Source organism: Bacteriovorax sp. PP10, assembly GCF_035013165.1.
Classification (GTDB): Bacteria; Bdellovibrionota; Bacteriovoracia; order Bacteriovoracales; family Bacteriovoracaceae; genus Bacteriovorax; species Bacteriovorax antarcticus.
Map to the genome: position 1 here is coordinate 556,627 of NZ_JAYGJQ010000001.1, position 18,026 is coordinate 574,652.

Genomic DNA, 18,026 nt, shown 5'->3' on the forward strand with positions numbered 1-18,026 from the left:
TGCTATGAGGAGACTTCTTATCTGAAGTTGATAGCTATTCTATCAATATCAATCATCCCCATTCTAACTGATAAACTTAGTTCAATTAATTTTGCGTAATTTAGTGAGCTCAATCTGATCACTTGCATACCTGGAGTTACCATTGAGTTCGCTCCACAGTTAACAGTTGGGTATGGCCCTGAGTTCAGTACTTGCTGACATAATTTTAAATTTACTCCGTAGTCACTTCCTCTTAAAAAGATTTCAACTGAATCAACAATTCTATCTTCATGTCTTCTATCGATTCTCATTAGTGCTGTTAAGTTAACTCCACTTGTATCGTAAATTCTTTGGTTGATTGATTGTTCAATTCTTCTTTCTAATATTGGCCCTGGTCCTGGACCTGGGATTGATCCACCTTTTTCAAATTCAAGAGTCACTTCTTCAACGACCAGGTATCCTCTGAATTGAAGTCTTAGACCTTGGATTTCTCTTCCAATTCTTTGTCCGCTTAAATCAAAAGTTAGGCGAGTCGAAGATGTTCCAATTGATTGCGCTTGCCCTGAACCTTGATCGTTAATTAAAAGTTGCCCTTGTGCGTATCCGCTTTGAGATCTTGCTAGTACAGAAATTCTTCTAACAGCTTGCCCTTGTCTTTCTATTCCAAGATTAAAATTTCTAAAAAGATTTAACCCACCTTCTTGATTGATAACTTCATTGAACTGTTGTCTAACAACTTCAGTTTGTGGCTGAGATGGTATCCCAGGGCCAGGGTTAACAGGACCGCTATTTTGAACAAGACCAAAGACAACTTTCTCAACATAAAATCTTCCTCTCATCTCAAGTTCTAATGTTCTTAAACCTTGATTGATTGAGTTTGCAAATGGATCAACTGCAAAAGTGTAGCGGGCCATTTGGCGTGCGATGATTCTTGGTTGTTCTGAGGATTGTTGATTAACTAGTAGTCTTGCTTGTCCATTTCCTGCTTCTGTTGAAGCCGTGATTGTGACTTCTTTTATGCGTTGACCTTGAAGTTGAGAGCGAGTGTAGGCGTCTTGTAAAAGATCTAAGCGTGCTTGTCCTTCGAAGTAGCGGCCAACTTGAAGTTCTACGTCACGGATGCTGCCTTGATTTCCCCAAGGGTCTTGTTGATCGCGTGGAGTTGTTGGGCGTGTATTCCAGGGATCGCGTTCAGGAGCTCTTTCTCCGCGTGCATGTAATGATGTTGAAAGAACGAGCAGTGTTGAAAGCACTAGTCTTTTGAAATTCATTTTTCCCCCTCAGAAAAAAGCCGGAAGAACACCAGCATAAACTGAGTTGCAAAGGGGATGCCTAGTGATTTGGTCGGAATTGGAATCGGATTGACACTTTTTATCGGGTTTTCGAATAAAATGGTGTCATTATGGCAATAGCATTTTTAAGGATTTCGATACTCCGCAATCCCAAACAATAAATTCTGAGCATAAGAAAAAATAACAGAATTTCTTCCTTCATGATAATAAAGAGAGCTTCCAGCACAAGTCATACTCGCTAGCGGAAGAGGTAAGTTTGTTTCAACCCCAGAAGTCACATTCTTCTTATACAGCTTCCCATCAGTCCCGCAGTAATAAATCATCGGGTTGATACCATCATTGAAAATATCAAATGAAGTGATGGTACTTGAAGTCGTTGTTGCATAAAGTGACAATGTACTACTGCCACTGGCCGGCATTGAGTAAATCTTATTAGTACTTTTCGTTGTCACTTTCCAAGTAGAGTCATGCGTATCAAATGGAACTCTTGTTAACATAAGATTGCTTTGAATAACTCTCAAGTTAAAAGATAAACCGTCACAAGTATTTAACTGGGTTGCAGTAACAGGATCCCAGCACAAGCGTAAATCTGATGCCGGTGTTGAAGTATCACTTGGTGGGCCATAAATACGAGACGTAGCTAAAGCGCTAGTGTCGTATAATACAAAGATTGCAGAAGAGACGAATGGAGTCGTGGTGTATCCTCTGTATCCAAAGATCTTATTATCAGCAGGATTAATTCCCAGAAGATTTGCTGAAACTCCGCCCCCGCTAATTACATTTTGTTGCCATAGTCCTGTATTTAAATCGACATAGGCCGGAGCCGCAGCTTGTCGCCCGAAATATAAACGATTGTTTAAATCATCGACTTGGATCATGCATGAGTTACTCCATCCGCAAGAATCTGTTAGTGGTTGAGTTGTTGCTGCTGAACCGAAGGCAAAAGTACCAGCAGCTGAGTTTCCTGCAACATGAGTTACACTTCCACCATTTAAAGAAAACTTAGTGATTTTTCTTTCGTTCGTATTCATAACGTAAACATCGTCACCATTAAGAGCGAATGAATTTAAGAGTGAGAAGCGAGAAGATAGCGGCGAATACCCAGTACCAAAATCTCTTCTTTGACCGAATAGAGTTTGTATCTTTCCGTTTGCATCGACATAACGGACGACACCCATATCCATTACATATAAAGTTCCGAATGAATTTACGAAGGCACTCATGAAAATACCATTGCAAGAAAGAGCTGGAGTACCATCTGCACATCGGCCAGGGTTTCCTGATCCCAAAACTGTCACCCAAGCATTGGTGGCCTTGTCATATTTTTTGATGGTTGTTCGACCATGCCACAAACCATAGATTTGACCATTTAATCCTGAGAAAAGGTCAGTTCCCCAGTTCGTCGTTGGGGGATGAGGAGATGTGCTTGTACCTGTGGCAGGGTTAAGACTGGCAACAGCTGATGCGGCACTGACTTGGCTTCCGCAAGCAGCATTTGTTGTCTGACCAAAGCGTGAAATGATTTTTTCAACGACACTCGTTGAAATATTAAATGCAATAGCACGTTCTCGGACAGCACAATAGGTAACATCAAAATTAGGATCTTCTGAGCCAACACTTGTAGCACCAAGTCCGTTAAAAGTTGAAACATAATGAACTAGGTTGTCTGAGTAGTCGTAATAGGAAAGAACTCTACCGTTAAAGAAATATAATCTTCCGTTTGGTGTTGCTACTGCTGGCGACAATCCACCACTTAGAGTAACAGCAGTCGGGCTAAGAGTGTGGTTCGTTGCACTACTTAAAGTTGCTCCTCCACCCAGTAATGTCGTTATTTTCCATGGAGTTGAGTGCAGATCAACTTTTCTTATTCTGTCGCTATTAAAAATAAGTAAATTGTCTTGATGATCAAGACTCAAATAACTTTTACTTTTTATTGTTGCATTAAAAACTGATCCACCATCACCAGTGTCAGCTCCCGTTTTTTTCACTAAGAAATTAACAGCTCCACTTATTGGATCAACATAGAGAATTGAATCATCGAAAGCAGAACGAATAAAAGCAAAACCATTTTTTGTGACAGCTAATTGTCTGTCGTCAAAATAATCATTGTAGCCAGCTTCTTCATATGAGGTAAAGATAGCAGAAACCGCCGATCCGCCAATTCCATGATTTGTATTTCCTGCGAGGAAATTAACAGCATTGGTATTAAGAGGATTTGAAACTGATGATGAATCATTATCACCATCATTGGCGATGATTTTAAATCTTAGAAAACTACTTGATGGAGAAGCGTTAGTTAATTGATAACAACCAGAGTAACCAGCATGAACAGTACATCCACCATTCGCGCCATTGGTTAAGTTGCTTGTAACATCAACAAAAACTGAATCATTCGTAGTGTATTGAATTTTAATAGCATTGGCCGGAAGTGCAACGTTGTCACTTGCATACCACTGTATGTAAATAGTCGATCCAAGAGGTGCAACTTGTTCTTCTGGAAGCGTTGGGATTGAAGGAGCATCAACATTAACGGCCAATACATTTGAAATAGTCGGTGCAGGGTTTGAAGTATAATCTAGTGTTAGAAGATCAACTCCATTTGTACCGTTACCCGAATTTGATAAAGTGGAAATCTGGTTTGATTCATCACGTACGAACCCATTAACCGTATACGTTCCAGTAATCGTCCCTAACTGAAGTGGGAAATCTGTAATCGTGATATTTTTTGCATTTGAAAGACCTGCAATGGAATCTAGGCTCACCCAGCAAGTGTCATTCGCTGCAGGTTGAGCATTATTGTTAACTCTAAAACAAACTGAAGTTAATTTTGTAAACGCATCACTTGCCGTCATTGAAACAAGCACGTTTCGATTTGAAATAGTTGTGACATTATTTGCAATTGTGATTGTGTTCACTGATGGTGGAGCTGAATCAACAGTAAAATTATTCGATACTAAAGTCCTGACGTTTCCAGCTTTATCAGTCGCTGTAAGTTTTAAAGTGACAGTGTCACTGTTAATGCTTGGAATGGCCCAAGAGTAAGCTCCACTATTGGCAACATTACTAACTAGTGCGGTATAGTTTGATCCATCAATTGAATAAGCAATTGAAATCGGCGTAGTTGTGATATTCGTATCACTCGCTGACCATGTAATATTTTGAGTGGCCCCACCTTGATAAAATCCACTCGTATTGAAGCTGGTTAAAGCTAACGTTGGCAGAGTTGTATCTAAAAACATTGTCACATTTGCTGACGCAGAAATATTTCCTGCAAGATCGCGAGTAAAGGCATAGATCGTTTTTGTGCCATCAGCGGCCCCGGTTGTAAATGATTTGGTTGCACTACATGCTTCCCAATTAGGATTTACAAGTGTTGGAGTGCTTGCGGTTTCAGTGTAGAGAATCTGTTGGTAGTCAGCAATACATGTAGTACTAATTGCCACCACGTTAGAAGTCGTGAACTGAGCACTTGTTCTGGCAATTGTTGGTGCAGTAGGAGCAGTACTATCTATAGTGAAAGTTGTCGAATAAACCGTTGATGTGTTTCCAGTTGTGGCATTATCAATGGCCTCTAATTTTAACTTTGCAGTAGCTGTATTGTGAGCTGGAGCTGTCCACGTATAAGAAGTTGCACTTGTCGCAAGATTATTGACTAGAGAGTAAGTCGCTCCATCATTAGCATAATACAATTTTAATGAAGAGAGTCCGTTGATATCTGTTTTTGTAAAACTCAAGGCAACGCTATCTCCGCCTTTGTATAAAGAGGCCAGAGTTGTTGATAAGTTTAGGGTAGGGTTAGTCGTATCATAAATCATTGAAGCAGCAGTTGATAATGAAATGTTTCCAACCGCATCTTTAGAATAAACGTAAAGATCGTGATTCCCCTGAAGAACCGGGCCAATCAAAGTGTAAGTCATAGCTCCTGCACCAGTCCCACAGGTTTGCCAATTGGCGTCCCCGGCAGATGGCGCAAGAAAAGATTCACTGATGAGAATACTTGGACGATCCAGGCAACTTGCAACAGTAAATGAAACTGTTGTTGAGCTGCTGATACTAGCACTGGCAAGACTTGAAGCTGGGGCACCTGGAGCAGCTGTATCTAAAGTCATTGTCACATTTGTAGAGCTTGAAATATTTCCGGCCGAATCTTTCGTAAATGCATAAATTGTTTTTAGGCCATCGCCTGTCGTTGTCGTAAAGTTTTTTGTCGCATTACAAGTCTCCCATGCAGAATCAGGTATTGCTGGTGTCGTCGCAGTTTGTGAGTAAAGAATTTTATCATAGTCTGCATTACAAATAGCGCTGATCGCTACAATGTTTGAGTTTGAACTAGCACTACTTGTTCTGGAAATAGTTAGGGAGGAAGGTGCAGTTGAATCGATAGCAAATTGATGTGAATAAACAGTTGTCACTGAAGTTGTTAAGTCAGTAGCTACCAATTTGAATATCGCATTTGTTGTATCAATAGCTGGAACACTCCAGCTATATGATGTATCCGTAAGATTTAAGTTTGAAAGTAATGAATACGATGTTCCGCCATTTGATGAAAAATACAGATCTAATGAGCTTAATCCAACTCCGGCATCGCTACCACTTAATGAAATATTTTGAGTAATCCCACCGCGAATAATAGTCGGTGAAAAGCTTAAATTTGCAACTGGAGGTAGAGTATCCAGAACAACATTGAGTGTTTTTGCACTTGAAATAGTTCCTTCACTATCCATGGCCCAAAGATAAAGAGTTCTATTTCCATCAGCTGATGAAAAAGTCACACTTTCAGTTTGAGTTCCTGAAGTCGTACATTCGATATTAAATTGCATTACACTTGGGGCCGCTGGAGTATCAGTAACAGCTAAATGAGAAAATGAATTACAATTAGCAAGTGATACACCTGTCGCAATATTTACTAAAAGTGTATTCGAGTTAACCGGTGACGGATTACTCGCATTTAAACTCCAGTTCGGAGGAGTTGGTAAAACGTTATTATTAACAGAGACAGAAAGTGTTTTAGAGTAAAAAGGCTTAGTCGTATCAATGTTGCCTGACCCATCATTTTTCCCAACATAGACATCAATCTGATGGGTCCCCTGACTATCGGCCGTAGGATTATAGGTCCATGAGCTGCTTGCAGATTTTACAACACCATCAAGCTTCCACTTATAGGCAAAACTATAATTAGGATCAATGTGAAATGTTTGAAGGGTAAAAGTCGATGGCTGCAATTCATTTAGGTTCAAATAGGATTGGGCCATGGACACTTCAGGTTTTGAATCCTGAATCGTCATAGGAGAAACACCAAAAATCTGAACGAATTTATCTACGTTTATTGAATCAGTTGTTAAAGAAGCGATAGCACTCGTTGGATTAGAGCCGCCTACAGAGTTAATTAATGACTCTATCGACTTTCTATCGGCTTCATTTAGCTTATTAAGAACTAAGCTATTGGCATTAACAACTTCAGCAATAACAGTTGTTCTGGCATCAATGTTTTGAGAGTTATCATTGTTAGTGATTGGTCTCTTATAGACATCACCATTACAACCTTCGGCCTTAACAACATATTGAACCGTTGAGGCCAGGGTTTCTAAACCTAGAGCTTTTAAATCAAAAGTATACCTGGCGTCTGCACCAATTAATTGAGTTGCGATTGGAGTGCTATCATCAAGGGACCCGTCAGCTTTGATCACAAATAATTTTGCATAAACCGGTTCTGCACATGATGTAGCGACAGCACTTGAAAAAATATAATTAGAGTAAGTTGAATCTTGTGAAATTAAACCAGCGAAAGGAGAAATGACCCCAGAGATTAAACTTTTTGTTGAGAATGATTTTGATGAAATAGATAAACTAGACCCAATCTTGAATTCACAAGATGAAAATAAAATTAATAAAGTTATTAATAATAAATGTTTAATCCACTTCTCCCTATCATTTACGCCTGACCTTAATCATCGGCTGAGTCGGGGAATTATTAATTGCTAGAAGGGGAAATATTAAAAGAATGCATTCTCTTGAACATTTAAGGCGCAAAAAGTGGTGCTGTTTTTCTTGTGGTGCTTTTTAATTACCAGAGGATTGCCAATGATAATGGTCTTCTTATAAACAAAAAAAGGGCCTTCTAAATAAGAAGGCCCTAAGAGTTATTTTCTAAAAATCTCAAATGTATTAACCGGCCTATCTTCATCCAGGTAATAACGATGCCCACCCAAAATCCCAATTGTTCTATTATCCATCTTAAACACTTGTGAGAATCCTTTGCTTTCTTTCAAGTATCTCCCAGTATGTCTCCAAGTCTGATCCTCAAAACTAAACCCATAAATATGCGACACATATTCATAATTCATTTCACCAGTCTTAAACATCCCACCAAAAACAAATAGCTCATCACCAATTGTTTCAGCAGCAGGAGCAAACGTAGCAAAAGGAAGTTTCGGAAGTTCAGTAGCAATCCCAGTCTTCGGATCCATCAACGTCACATTAGAAATAAGTTCAAAGTGGCTAGACCCAACTCCAAGACCACCAACTAAAAGAATCTGATCTTTATATTCAACACCAGTAAACGCACGTCTTAATGGAAGTGGCATCTGGTAAGGAGCAACCGACACAGTTTCAGTTTTTAAATCAAATACATCAACTGAAGAATGAAATGTTCCTTCAAAATCATTCGGCGCTTTAGGAGTTGCGTCCCATCCACCAACCAGATAAACCTTATCACCAACAGTCGCAGCGATGTTAGATGAACGAGGCTTGCTTAGTTTACCAATCGTCGTCCATGTGTTCGTGCGAACATCATAACGATCAATCGTATCAATCGATTTCCAAGCAGGTTTTGTTCCTTCGTTGTAAGCAAATCCACCGAAAGCATAAATATAGTTTCCGTGGGCCGCTAGTGTATAACCATGTGCCTTCGCTGGACGAGGAGCAAGCTCTTTCCAGTTATTAATTCTCTTATCATAGACGTTGAAATTATCCGTGAAAGACTCTTTCGGGTAAGTGTGTTCTGGCCCTTGATGTCCACCACACATGTAAAGCAGACCATCGTGAAGAATCGTTCCAAAAGATGATCTCATCGGTTCCATAAATGGAGCACGAACACCTTGAGTGAAAATTGTCTCTCCAGAAAATTGAGGTGCATAATCATCAGCGTTCGCAACCGCAGTTAAGCGAACCCATTCATCATTATCTAATTGGTAAAGTTGAAAGTTACCTGATTTGCTTGAAGCAAATACAATCTCATTGTTTGGCATATATGTTGGTGCCATTTCATCTGCAGAATCATCCATAGTTTTACGTGTGACTTTTCCTGACTGACGATTGTATTCGTAAATATCCCAAGACCCGGCTACTTTAGAAGAAAAAGCAATTCGTGTTTCATCAAAAGAAAGAGCTGGACTCATCCCTTGAGCAATCACAGTTTTTTTATCTTCAAGGCGATCGAATAAAACAACTTCGCGATTACCATTGATATTTCTTTGGTAAACAACAAAATTTCCATCTGAAGATGGGCGAGGGAAGTAAGCTTCATCTGCAGATAATGCTGTCGCAGAAAACTTCAATGTTGTGATGTCACCATTTGTGCGAAGAAGATTTGTTCTAAATTTACTTGGCTCAAAGTAGAAAACTTTATTTTTAGGAGATGGAGCAGAAAAGAAAATAAACTGACCGTTGCGAGAGTACTTAGGATGAAGAATCATTCCTTGTAAACCATCGGCCTGCCATCTTTCAGTCTTCTTCGTTTCAAGATTCATCGTTACCAGATAAAGATCTTGAGAACCTTGATCTGTAATTTTTCCTTCAACGTACACAACATTTTTTCCATCTGGAGAAATGTCTGGATATAAATGCATTAAATCACCCGAAGTGATTTGTGTTGTCACTCCGTCGTTATTTTTATGCATGATATGTTTTTGTGAATCCGATTCGCGCATGAAAACCATGTCGGCCATGGATGCGCTTGAGACAATTATTAATGTCAGAGCTGCGATCAATTTCATTTTTAAAACCCCTTTTAAAAAGATAAAATGCGAGAAGCTTTCGAAATCTTAGTATGAGTATGTTTGATTAATCAAACTTTTTTATTTGGACAAAGTGTTAGCTGAGGAATAGGATGTTTTTATGACAAAGATCAACTTCACAAAATTCAATGCAACAGGAAACGATTTCATCGTCATCGATAATCGCGACCTGATTTATAAAGCAGAAGATAAAAGCAAATGGGCCGCACTGTGTTCACTGAAAACAGGAATTGGTGCCGATGGAGTTTTACTTTTAGAAAAGAGCTCTACTGTTGATTTCAAAATGCGTTATATAAATGCAGACGGTGGCGAAGTTGAAATGTGTGGGAATGGTGCTCGTGCCATTACAGCATTTGCTAATGAAGTCTTAGATTCAAAAAAAGAAACATATAAATTTGAAACAATGAATGGTGTGTATGAATGCTCGCTTGATGCGAAGTATGGCTACCGTTTAAAAATGACTGAGCTTTATGATGTGGGAAAGATCGAGTTAAAAGATCTCGACTCAAAAGTTCACGCAAAAAAATCATTCTACATGAACACAGGTGTTCCTCACGCTGTGTTTGAAATCGAAAAAATTAAAGAATACCCAGTCTACGATAATGGCCGCATGGTCCGTTACGATGAACGCTTCCCTAAAGGCTCTAATGCCAATTTTTACGAAGTCACATCAGCAAACCATATCAAGATCAGGACATACGAACGAGGCGTAGAAAACGAAACGTTATCGTGTGGTACAGGTGCTACGGCAACTGCACTGGTCGCTGCAAAATTTTATGGTTGGAAAGATGAAGTTGTTTTAGAAACAATGGGTGGAATCTTAGCTGTGAAATTTTCTGAAGATTTAAAAGACATCTATCTTTGTGGAAAAGTCGAAAAAATATTTACGGGAACAACTCTGTAGTCATCCCCGTAAACTTATTCTTATTAAAAGTTATTAGCAACTGAAGCGATCATTCTAAGTTTGTTTTGAACTTTACCATCGTAAGCATTCTTGAACTTTTTAGTTCTTGAGTGGTAAGTCGCGTACCATTTAGAGTCTTTTTTCTCATGACGCTTTTTTAAGATTGAAAGAATTTTCCCCATCTTATTAAGAGCGTATGCTTCGTCTTTCTTTAAAAGCTTCTTATCAATTTTACCAAGACCTAAACGATTAAATTCAACATCCCAAACCTTAGTGTTGATCTGAGCAAGTGAAAGGTCCCCTGAAACAGAAACAGCTGCATTGTTAAAATCACTTTCTGTAGAGATGATCGCAATCATTAGTTTTGGATCAACAGCATACTTTCTAGAAGCCTGGTAAAGAGAAAGTGCAACTTGCTTTCTTTTCTTCTCGTTCATTTTTGGTTGAACTACCTTAATCATCTCAGCGATTACAGAAGTGTTGTACTTATAGATCTCTGCTTTAGTGAACGATTTCGGCATTACATTCGTTGAAATCATTGAAAGGATCAGAGTAAGAATAATTGTTTTTGTTGTTTTCATTTTAAGCCCCCGCTTACCCTTTAAAGTGCATTGTTTGGGCCAAAAACTATAAGGTAAGTACTTGAAAAACGAGAAGAAAATCGACCAAACCATGGCCACTGTTGAACATTTTGACAGGCCCTGAAATGTTTACTTGGGCTTACCCGCTTGGCCTTAAAAAGGCCTACGATAGAGCTATCTATCTAAACTTTGGAGCACTCTATGAAAAACAAATCGTTACTATCGTTGCTGGTATTTTCATCACTTATCCTCCCTACAATGGTAAATGCTGGATTAGTTAACGAGAGAGTTAAGCTTCAGGGGAATTTATCCATCAAGGGTAGTGAGACCATTACAATAGCTAAGGGGTCTTCAAAAGGTATCCAGCTGAATAGAGGTCTAGTTGATATTCAAATGGAAACACTAGAGAACCCAATTTCAATGCTTATGCCTCGTTTGTATATCGAACAAAATGGACAGACACTGTCGATAAAAGTTCCACCGTCTAAATACTTGAATGCTGATGAGTTTGAATTATCAGCTGATTCTTCAGGGCTTAACTACGATATCTTAATGGAAAAAGAGATATCTAACAGTGATAGTTTTCAGAAGACCGAAGATCAGGGATGTACCTACTATAAAAACGATAGCAGCAGAATTCAATTCGGAGTTCAGAAGGTTCTGAACACTTATGTTGATGTGAAGGAAACGTATAAACTTACGCTTAGTAAGGACAAAGTCGTAGGTGCTAAAATTACTTCGACAAAGTCACACATGGAAAAATTACACACAAAATTAATTGATATTTGCAAATAGCTTTTTTCGCAACACTTATGTTAGAACTCCTCAAATTCAAAAACTGAGGAGTTTTACATGAAAGCACTTATCGCATCGATCGCTCTTTTCTCTTCTCTAGCAGCAATGTCAGCAGAAACAGTTACAGGTCCACTAAAAGTTTGGTCTGATAAAAAAGACGTAGTGGTAGTTCAAATTCAAGGTCCAGCTGCTCAATTACTTTTCAATAAACTAACAAACGCTATTGAACAAACTGTTCAAACAGGAAGCCTAACAAAAACAGTTAGAGTTGGACGTGATGTAACTTGTGAAACACAAGCGGCATTCGTTGTTAACTATTCTTGTACTGTGAAAGTTGATAGCACAGGTGCTGTAGTTAAATAATTTAAGTCAAAAAAAAGCCTCCGTAATGGAGGCTTTTTTATTTTAGAATTCTTTAAAGTAGTTCACTCGTCCAATCCCATCGCTATTAATGATCTTGTTTACGACTCCAGAGTTTTTATACTTCTGTTTCATCTCAACTAGTTTTTCAGGCTCAATCGGGCAAACAGCGTGGCCTTGACTATCCACATACCCTCGTCTGATAACAGACGCTCTAAACTTCTTAATCGCCTTTGTACCAGCGAATTTAGAACAATTGATACTTTCGTCCATCGAAGCGTCGATGTAGTTTTTAAAGTCGATTGGGTTCTTCTCGTTCACTGCCCATTTTTTATTCTGGCAAACAACGTAAGGTCCCAGGTTTTGGTCAGCACCTAAAATATCATCATTTTTCTGAAGCATGTGATTCCAAAATCTCATACCGTTGAAATTAGCTGAAAGGTCACCGTACGAAAAAACACCAGTGGCAAAAACGTTTCCACCGAGGATCGTTTTCTCCATGGCACCACCGTAATTTAAAACGATCTTAATATTTCTTCCTTTCGTATAGTGCTTAGTGAAGTAATCAAACCCCATACCAAACATATGCTCGAATTTATCAACACCAATGGCCTGGTCACCAATTAGAATCACTGGGCTTAAAGCAAGTGGGCTAGTCGCCGCACTCTTTTTCCCAAGCAGGTATCCATCGGGCACTTCCCAATTTTCATAAACTGATTTTTTAATGGGAAGAGAATAGATAGGCACAGCACTCTTATAAAGAATGTCTTTGGTTAATTCACCTGAACTATGGTTAGCGAAAACTTTTCTTAATTCAGTATAAAGGGCCTCTTCATTACAACCGCTGCCCGCCAGATTGTTAATGGATGTCTTTAAGTATTTGTTGGCAAGAGTGTTTACCTGTTCGCTAGCGTCCACTAATGGAAGCTGACGGGCGGTAAAATTATCCGATTCCGCGGCAAACGAGTTGTGAGTAAGCACTAATAGAGCTGTTAAAATTGTTGTTTTCATAATGCGAAATCATAGCAGATGCTGAAATTCTAGCTACTAGGCCTGTAGAAAGTTCAGGGTGAGGGATTTAGTAGGAGATAGGAAACAATTTTACCGCTTGGTAGAGTTTCTAAACGTGATAAATTATTAGCATGGATAGTTTATTCTTAAGAGCATACCAAGGCCTCTACCGTTTTGTGGCCAAGGATAGAATTGCAAAAAAAGATCTCCCCGAGAGATACATTCACACTCATTTAGTGTGCGTACTTGCGACTGGAATTTTAATGTGGGCCTATGCTTTTGTGGCCTACTTCACTATCTCAGATCCTACTCCCGCTATCGTAGGCCTTGTGGCCAGTATTATTCACGCACTTTCTCCATTGCTTTATCGTTTGAACAATAATCGTTTCCTGAATTCTAATATCTTTATTGGCGCTGGAATTGTTCACCAATCAACCTTTGGGTATTTCTGTGGAGGATTTCACAGCAATATTATTGTGTGGTTTGGGATATTGCCTTTACTCGCAGGACTTATCTGCGGACGCAGAGGGATTATTACCTGGCTTACGATTGGAACGCTTGTCTTGATTGGATTTCTATTACTTGAAGTTATGGGAATCAATGCTCCTTACTTAATTTCTCCTACTGGCCTTTTAATTTCTCAGGCCCTGGTCACATTCGGATGGATTTTCACTAGTGCTATCGTTATCTGGTTTTTCCTTATTTCTGTTGAAGCTCACCAAAAAGAAATTGAAAAAAAGAAAGAGGGAATTCAAAATCTTATTTGTGTTATTACCCATGATATTTCAACTCCGATTTCCGTTATCATAGGGCGCTCGAGCATGCTGAAGAAGTTCGAACTTCCAGAAGAGGCGAGTGTATCCATCAATAAAATTATTGTCGCGACTACTAATATGACAACGATTGTGAATAACGTGAGAAATCTTTATGCAATGGAGTTAGGGAAAAGTGCTATTCCCATTGAATGTATTAATTTAAACCGACTAATGCCAATGCTTCAGGATAATTTTGCAGAAAAATTGGAAGCAAAAAGAATTAAGTTCATTGTAAATAATGAAGTAGGTGAGTTAGAGATTAAGGCGAATGCTGATTTATTACTGCATCAGATTCTTGGAAACCTGCTTTCCAATGCGATTAAGTTTTCTCCTGAAGGCAGTGAAATTCACATTACAATAAAATTGAAAGATAAAAACGTCGTCATTGCGATTACTGACTCAGGAATTGGAATTCCTACAGATTTAATTCCACGCCTTTTTGAAATGCACTCTGCAACTTCCAGGACGGGAACTTCTGGAGAGAAGGGAACTGGTTTTGGGTTGCCGATAGTGAAAGCTTATGTCGAAAAACTGGATGGGAAAATTTCAGTATTTTCTAAGACACTAGAAGATGCCGGATCAAAACATGGGACAACTTTTGAGTTGGAGTTCTTAACTTAATTGTTTAATGAATTTCTTAAACTTAAAAATTCTCTTATAGAAGTAACGAGCAATTCTATCAATCCATGAATTTTTAGAAGTCACAATCATGTCTCTATTTGACCTGATAAAGGTAACGATAAACTTCACCTCGTCTTTATCTAGTCCATTTCTTTCAAAAATTTCTTGAAACCGATCTACGACTGTTTCGAATTCATACTCAGTGACCTTCATATGTTTATGAACAATCTGGATATTTCCACCTTTGTACATTGGAGGACCACCAATGGCCTGGCATAAAAACTGAGCTTGCAACATTGAGAGTTTTCTCAGGTCTACACCAAAGAAGTGGTAGCTGATTTCGATATGATCAAAAAGTTCGATGTAGAGTTGGTAGATGGTGTTGTGAAAGAAATCAAAGCCACCGTATTTCTCGTAAATTGTTATGTTACTCATAAACAAATTTTAGCAGGTATGGCGAAAAATCAAACTAGGCAAAAAAAAAGGCTTCCCGAAGGAAGCCTTATTATTTTTTAAAGAACGTTACATCTTTTAGCTGCATCAACTGCATCGTCGTGTCCGAATGCTTTAGCATCATTTAACATTGCTGTTACTTCTGCTTTCGTTAATTGCATGTAGATATCGCTGTTGTAAGCTTGAAGAGAGTCAGCAACACACTGAGCTTCTTTATCAGTTAATTGTTGAGCTTGTGGTCTGCTTGCCACCATTACTGCATCGTCATGCCCGTAAGCATTTTCATTTTTAATCATGCTATCAATTTCAGATTTTGAAAGAGACATATAAACGTCACTGTTGATTGCTTGAAGTGACTCAGAAATGTATTGGTAGTTAAGTTCAGATGCGTTTGCTTGAGTCCCAAGAATTACTGTACAAAGAGATGTGAAAATTAATGCTTTCATTGATTGCTCCTTAAGTGGTGACTTATGCGCAATATAGCAGGAATTCCCCAAAAGAGATTGTCAGGTTTAAGTTATTTGTAAAAGTTATAGCAGAGGAGGATGCCTATTCTTTGGCATCAATCTTAAGGTCTAACGTTGAACATTGGGCCAAGGGATAAGTCTTTTCTTTAAAAGCTCGCATTAAGTGTTGAACTTCACGATCAACTGTCGACATGTAGCGAGGCCCACGGCAGCTATAGGTTCCGGACGTTGAAGCGACCGGTGCAACAAAAGACTCATCGCCAAGCATCGGTTTGATATCGGCCATGTCTTCTTCGGTCCAGCTAGTGATGGCCGAAGGCTCAACCATAATGGCGTCACAGCAGTTCTTTTTTAACAGTCTGATGATTTGAATGGGTTTTAATTTGGAGAGTCTTTTAGCAGTAATGACTTCAGTAAATCCAGCTGGAGAGCTGTTATAGAAATCTTCTCTTCTTCTGTCTTCAAGAGTTCCGCAACTAGTAAGCGCCACAAGAGAAATGAGAAATAATACTTTTATCACTTTTATTTTTTACCTTTTAATTCTTCAGTGAGAGCTTTGATGTGTTCAGAAAAACCTTGGACGGCAGTTCCGTAACCAACTTTATTATCTCCACCTAATTGCATAGCAATGGCATTTAATTTTAAATTCAAGCTTGCAAGCATGAAGATTTGCTTGGGATCTTCCAGGTCACTTCCCTTGGCCTTTTCAGTTTCATCGTAAAGATAATTGGAAATCACGTTTAATGAATCGAATAAATTTTTCTCTGCTCGTTTAGAAAGTGGCTGATCACTAAGAGTTGTCGACTCCAGGCATTTATCAAAATTATCAACATCTCTTATGGCCGTCATAATTTCTTTAGGAGTGTTTTGTTTTGCCAGGTATTCTTCCATACTCATGCATCTGAAGTAAGAAGTAGAAAAATCACAATTAGCACTTGGGTCCATTTCATTTTTGCGGCACTTGGGATCTTTAGGGACTGTGTAAACATCCATCATAATATTGGTTGAAAGAATCATGTAAGGATTTTCTTTTGCTAAACCATTTTTTGAATAAACAAGATTATCAGAAATATAAATGAAGCCATGGTATTCACCTTGGTCGACTCCTGAAGTTTTTCTAATAGCACCAACGTCCCCTGGAATTTTAGGTTCACCATTTTTTATCTGGCGGCAAAGGGGAGAAGACATATAAAAGGCCATCTCTTCGTTTGTCGTATGACGAAGCGCTGGAAGAATATTTTTCATGACTAGGGCAAGGTTCCAGCAATTAGGCCCATTGTACTTAGGTGAAACGCCACCATATTTTATCACGTGATCAGGAAGACAATCAGTGACATCATAACTACATCGATTATTTTTTTGAACAGGACTTTGGAAATTCACTGGACATGATTTTTTTTCATGTGAGTTTTTTGTCCATTGATCAAGGACCTTCGTATTTTTGATTAATTCATCACAAGATTCGTGTGACAAAAGTAATCTATTGTTTGCATCTCTCTCCATCTGCAACTCAGCTAGACTGAGCTGACTATAAAGAGAAACTAATAAAAATAATAATAGTCTTTTCATTTATAAACTATATCACAAGGAGGACTGTTGGTATTTTTTGCCCGGCCAATTTAGAACTTATAAGCTACATCTACAAAGGGAGTTGAAGAAGTTGAGTCAGGGAAAAAGAAAATTTTTCCACCAACTGTTGCCAGCCATTTTTCTTGAACAATACTTATTCCAAAATCCATTTCATGATAGACGAAGTTTGACTCACTTGAAGGAACTGAAATCAGGTCGTCTTTATCATCTGATGAGAGGCCAGCGAAATCCCAGTGAACATAACTGATTTTATAAGCACCAAAAACTTCAAAGACATCGTCCCTGTAAGAAACAATTGGTCCCAGGTAAGCAGATTTGCTGTCACCAGCTCCTGTCCCATAACCAGCTCCAAAAATGGCAGCAGATGAAACACCTTTCTCGCCTTTATTTTCAATGCTGTATTTTCCGAATACGTGGGCCACAGTGCCCATTTGACTTTCAAGTCCCACACCCAGATCGAAGCGATCATTGATTCCTCGTTCGTACTTTACTCCTACGACTGGAAAACTTCCTGTGACCTGATTGTTATCAGTCCCGAGAGTTCTCGCAGTTGTTGCCGTGTTCATTGGGGCAACAGAGCACCCAGCAAGGATGGCGATAAGAGAAATAAGCAGGATTGAAGATTTCATAATGATCCTAGTTAGGGCGTAAGAAGTTTATAATTAAGATATTAAAGTAATTTGGTTGGAACTCAATGAATTATTGAAGGCAATGACCGAGAAGAAAGATCAACTTAAAAGCGAACTTCTCCCATAGAAGAACTTACTTTGTTCTTTTTGAGGTCAATCATCATGAAGCTTATGTCTTTGGCCTTTTTATCAAGGATGACTTCGCTTTCTAGTAATAAAGAATTTTGCAGAATGATTTTTAAACTTTTCATGTCGTAAGACACCCGGCGAGAGTAGAACTTTCCAACCAGTTTTCCCATTTTCCAAACTTCGACATCAGCATCAAAGAATCTATCAGCAAAATAAATCTTTTGGTTGCACATGGCCGCTGAGCTGATTTTAACATTAACTTTGTTGGGAAGTGTAAGCATAACAGTGGCCCCTTCGATAGAGTAAGGACAGCTCTCTGCTGCACTTACTCCAAAAGAAAGAACTGAAAGAATAATCAATAAAAGCCACTGTATGTTTTTCATAT

At 38.8% G+C, this 18,026-nt stretch carries 15 protein-coding genes; 4 read left to right on the plus strand and 11 right to left on the minus strand.

Annotated elements, in window-relative coordinates:
- Nucleotides 1-17: 17 nt before the first annotated feature.
- From SHI21_RS02685 to SHI21_RS02695, 3 genes are all read right to left on the minus strand, one after another.
- Complete coding sequence (locus tag SHI21_RS02685) at nt 18-1,250, minus strand: hypothetical protein (RefSeq protein WP_323574574.1); 1,233 nt, start codon at nt 1,248-1,250, stop codon at nt 18-20.
- Between the two features lie 146 nt (nt 1,251-1,396).
- Nucleotides 1,397-6,958: a hypothetical protein gene (locus SHI21_RS02690; protein WP_323574575.1), complete on the minus strand. Its 5,562-nt coding sequence runs from the start codon at nt 6,956-6,958 to the stop codon at nt 1,397-1,399.
- Between the two features lie 453 nt (nt 6,959-7,411).
- Nucleotides 7,412-9,265 (minus strand): Kelch repeat-containing protein, encoded by a 1,854-nt coding sequence (locus SHI21_RS02695; protein WP_323574576.1) that lies wholly within the window; start codon nt 9,263-9,265, stop codon nt 7,412-7,414.
- Between the two features lie 121 nt (nt 9,266-9,386).
- Here SHI21_RS02695 and dapF point away from each other — a divergent pair, with 121 nt between their 5' ends.
- Entirely contained in the window at nt 9,387-10,190 is an 804-nt protein-coding gene (gene dapF / locus SHI21_RS02700; RefSeq protein ID WP_323574577.1) for a diaminopimelate epimerase, read from the plus strand.
- 23 nt (nt 10,191-10,213) lie between these two features.
- On the opposite strand, the gene SHI21_RS02705 is transcribed toward dapF, so the two are convergent.
- Entirely contained in the window at nt 10,214-10,771 is a 558-nt protein-coding gene (locus tag SHI21_RS02705) for a transglycosylase SLT domain-containing protein (RefSeq protein WP_323574578.1), read from the minus strand.
- 201 nt (nt 10,772-10,972) lie between these two features.
- On the opposite strand from SHI21_RS02705, the gene SHI21_RS02710 reads away from it, so the two are divergent.
- Both SHI21_RS02710 and SHI21_RS02715 read left to right on the plus strand, forming a co-directional pair.
- Nucleotides 10,973-11,566 (plus strand): hypothetical protein, encoded by a 594-nt coding sequence (locus tag SHI21_RS02710; protein WP_323574579.1) that lies wholly within the window; start codon nt 10,973-10,975, stop codon nt 11,564-11,566.
- Between the two features lie 57 nt (nt 11,567-11,623).
- Nucleotides 11,624-11,929 (plus strand): hypothetical protein, encoded by a 306-nt coding sequence (locus tag SHI21_RS02715; protein ID WP_323574580.1) that lies wholly within the window; start codon nt 11,624-11,626, stop codon nt 11,927-11,929.
- 42 nt (nt 11,930-11,971) lie between these two features.
- Here the strand turns inward: SHI21_RS02715 and SHI21_RS02720 are convergent, their stop codons facing one another.
- Nucleotides 11,972-12,937: a hypothetical protein gene (locus tag SHI21_RS02720; RefSeq protein WP_323574581.1), complete on the minus strand. Its 966-nt coding sequence runs from the start codon at nt 12,935-12,937 to the stop codon at nt 11,972-11,974.
- Nucleotides 12,938-13,068: 131 nt separating this feature from the next.
- Between SHI21_RS02720 and SHI21_RS02725 the strand changes: the two genes are divergently transcribed.
- The gene (locus SHI21_RS02725) at nt 13,069-14,373 is read left to right on the plus strand and encodes a sensor histidine kinase (RefSeq protein ID WP_323574582.1); all 1,305 of its coding nucleotides are present in this window, start codon (nt 13,069-13,071) and stop codon (nt 14,371-14,373) included.
- Here SHI21_RS02725 and SHI21_RS02730 read toward each other — a convergent pair.
- The 6 genes from SHI21_RS02730 to SHI21_RS02755 form a co-directional block, all read right to left on the minus strand.
- Complete coding sequence (locus SHI21_RS02730; RefSeq protein WP_323574583.1) at nt 14,365-14,808, minus strand: group I truncated hemoglobin; 444 nt, start codon at nt 14,806-14,808, stop codon at nt 14,365-14,367. The two genes, SHI21_RS02725 and SHI21_RS02730, sit on opposite strands and share 9 nt — an antisense overlap.
- A gap of 77 nt (nt 14,809-14,885) precedes the next feature.
- Nucleotides 14,886-15,272 (minus strand): hypothetical protein, encoded by a 387-nt coding sequence (locus tag SHI21_RS02735; RefSeq protein WP_323574584.1) that lies wholly within the window; start codon nt 15,270-15,272, stop codon nt 14,886-14,888.
- A gap of 103 nt (nt 15,273-15,375) precedes the next feature.
- The gene (locus SHI21_RS02740; RefSeq protein ID WP_323574585.1) at nt 15,376-15,813 is read right to left on the minus strand and encodes a hypothetical protein; all 438 of its coding nucleotides are present in this window, start codon (nt 15,811-15,813) and stop codon (nt 15,376-15,378) included.
- Nucleotides 15,814-15,815: 2 nt separating this feature from the next.
- On the minus strand, nt 15,816-16,862 hold the full coding sequence (locus SHI21_RS02745) for a hypothetical protein (RefSeq protein ID WP_323574586.1): 1,047 nt from the start codon (nt 16,860-16,862) through the stop codon (nt 15,816-15,818).
- A 50-nt stretch (nt 16,863-16,912) separates the two neighbouring features.
- A complete protein-coding gene (locus SHI21_RS02750) occupies nt 16,913-17,512 on the minus strand; it encodes a hypothetical protein (RefSeq protein ID WP_323574587.1) in 600 nt (199 codons plus the stop codon).
- Between the two features lie 104 nt (nt 17,513-17,616).
- Nucleotides 17,617-18,024, minus strand: coding sequence for a hypothetical protein (locus SHI21_RS02755; RefSeq protein ID WP_323574588.1), 408 nt, complete (start codon nt 18,022-18,024; stop codon nt 17,617-17,619).
- Nucleotides 18,025-18,026: the final 2 nt, after the last annotated feature.

Excerpts from the sequence above, each read along its gene's own strand:
- SHI21_RS02755 (WP_323574588.1), bottom strand. The coding sequence starts at position 18,024 with ATGAAAAACATACAGTGGCTTTTATTGATTATTCTTTCAGTTCTTTCT.
- SHI21_RS02710 (WP_323574579.1), top strand. The coding sequence starts at position 10,973 with ATGAAAAACAAATCGTTACTATCGTTGCTGGTATTTTCATCACTTATC.
- SHI21_RS02735 (WP_323574584.1), bottom strand. The coding sequence starts at position 15,272 with ATGAAAGCATTAATTTTCACATCTCTTTGTACAGTAATTCTTGGGACT.
- SHI21_RS02695 (WP_323574576.1), bottom strand. The coding sequence starts at position 9,265 with ATGAAATTGATCGCAGCTCTGACATTAATAATTGTCTCAAGCGCATCC.
- SHI21_RS02730 (WP_323574583.1), bottom strand. The coding sequence starts at position 14,808 with ATGAGTAACATAACAATTTACGAGAAATACGGTGGCTTTGATTTCTTT.
- SHI21_RS02705 (WP_323574578.1), bottom strand. The coding sequence starts at position 10,771 with ATGAAAACAACAAAAACAATTATTCTTACTCTGATCCTTTCAATGATT.
- SHI21_RS02745 (WP_323574586.1), bottom strand. The coding sequence starts at position 16,862 with ATGAAAAGACTATTATTATTTTTATTAGTTTCTCTTTATAGTCAGCTC.
- SHI21_RS02685 (WP_323574574.1), bottom strand. The coding sequence starts at position 1,250 with ATGAATTTCAAAAGACTAGTGCTTTCAACACTGCTCGTTCTTTCAACA.
- SHI21_RS02750 (WP_323574587.1), bottom strand. The coding sequence starts at position 17,512 with ATGAAATCTTCAATCCTGCTTATTTCTCTTATCGCCATCCTTGCTGGG.
- SHI21_RS02715 (WP_323574580.1), top strand. The coding sequence starts at position 11,624 with ATGAAAGCACTTATCGCATCGATCGCTCTTTTCTCTTCTCTAGCAGCA.
- dapF (WP_323574577.1), top strand. The coding sequence starts at position 9,387 with ATGACAAAGATCAACTTCACAAAATTCAATGCAACAGGAAACGATTTC.
- SHI21_RS02720 (WP_323574581.1), bottom strand. The coding sequence starts at position 12,937 with ATGAAAACAACAATTTTAACAGCTCTATTAGTGCTTACTCACAACTCG.
- SHI21_RS02725 (WP_323574582.1), top strand. The coding sequence starts at position 13,069 with ATGGATAGTTTATTCTTAAGAGCATACCAAGGCCTCTACCGTTTTGTG.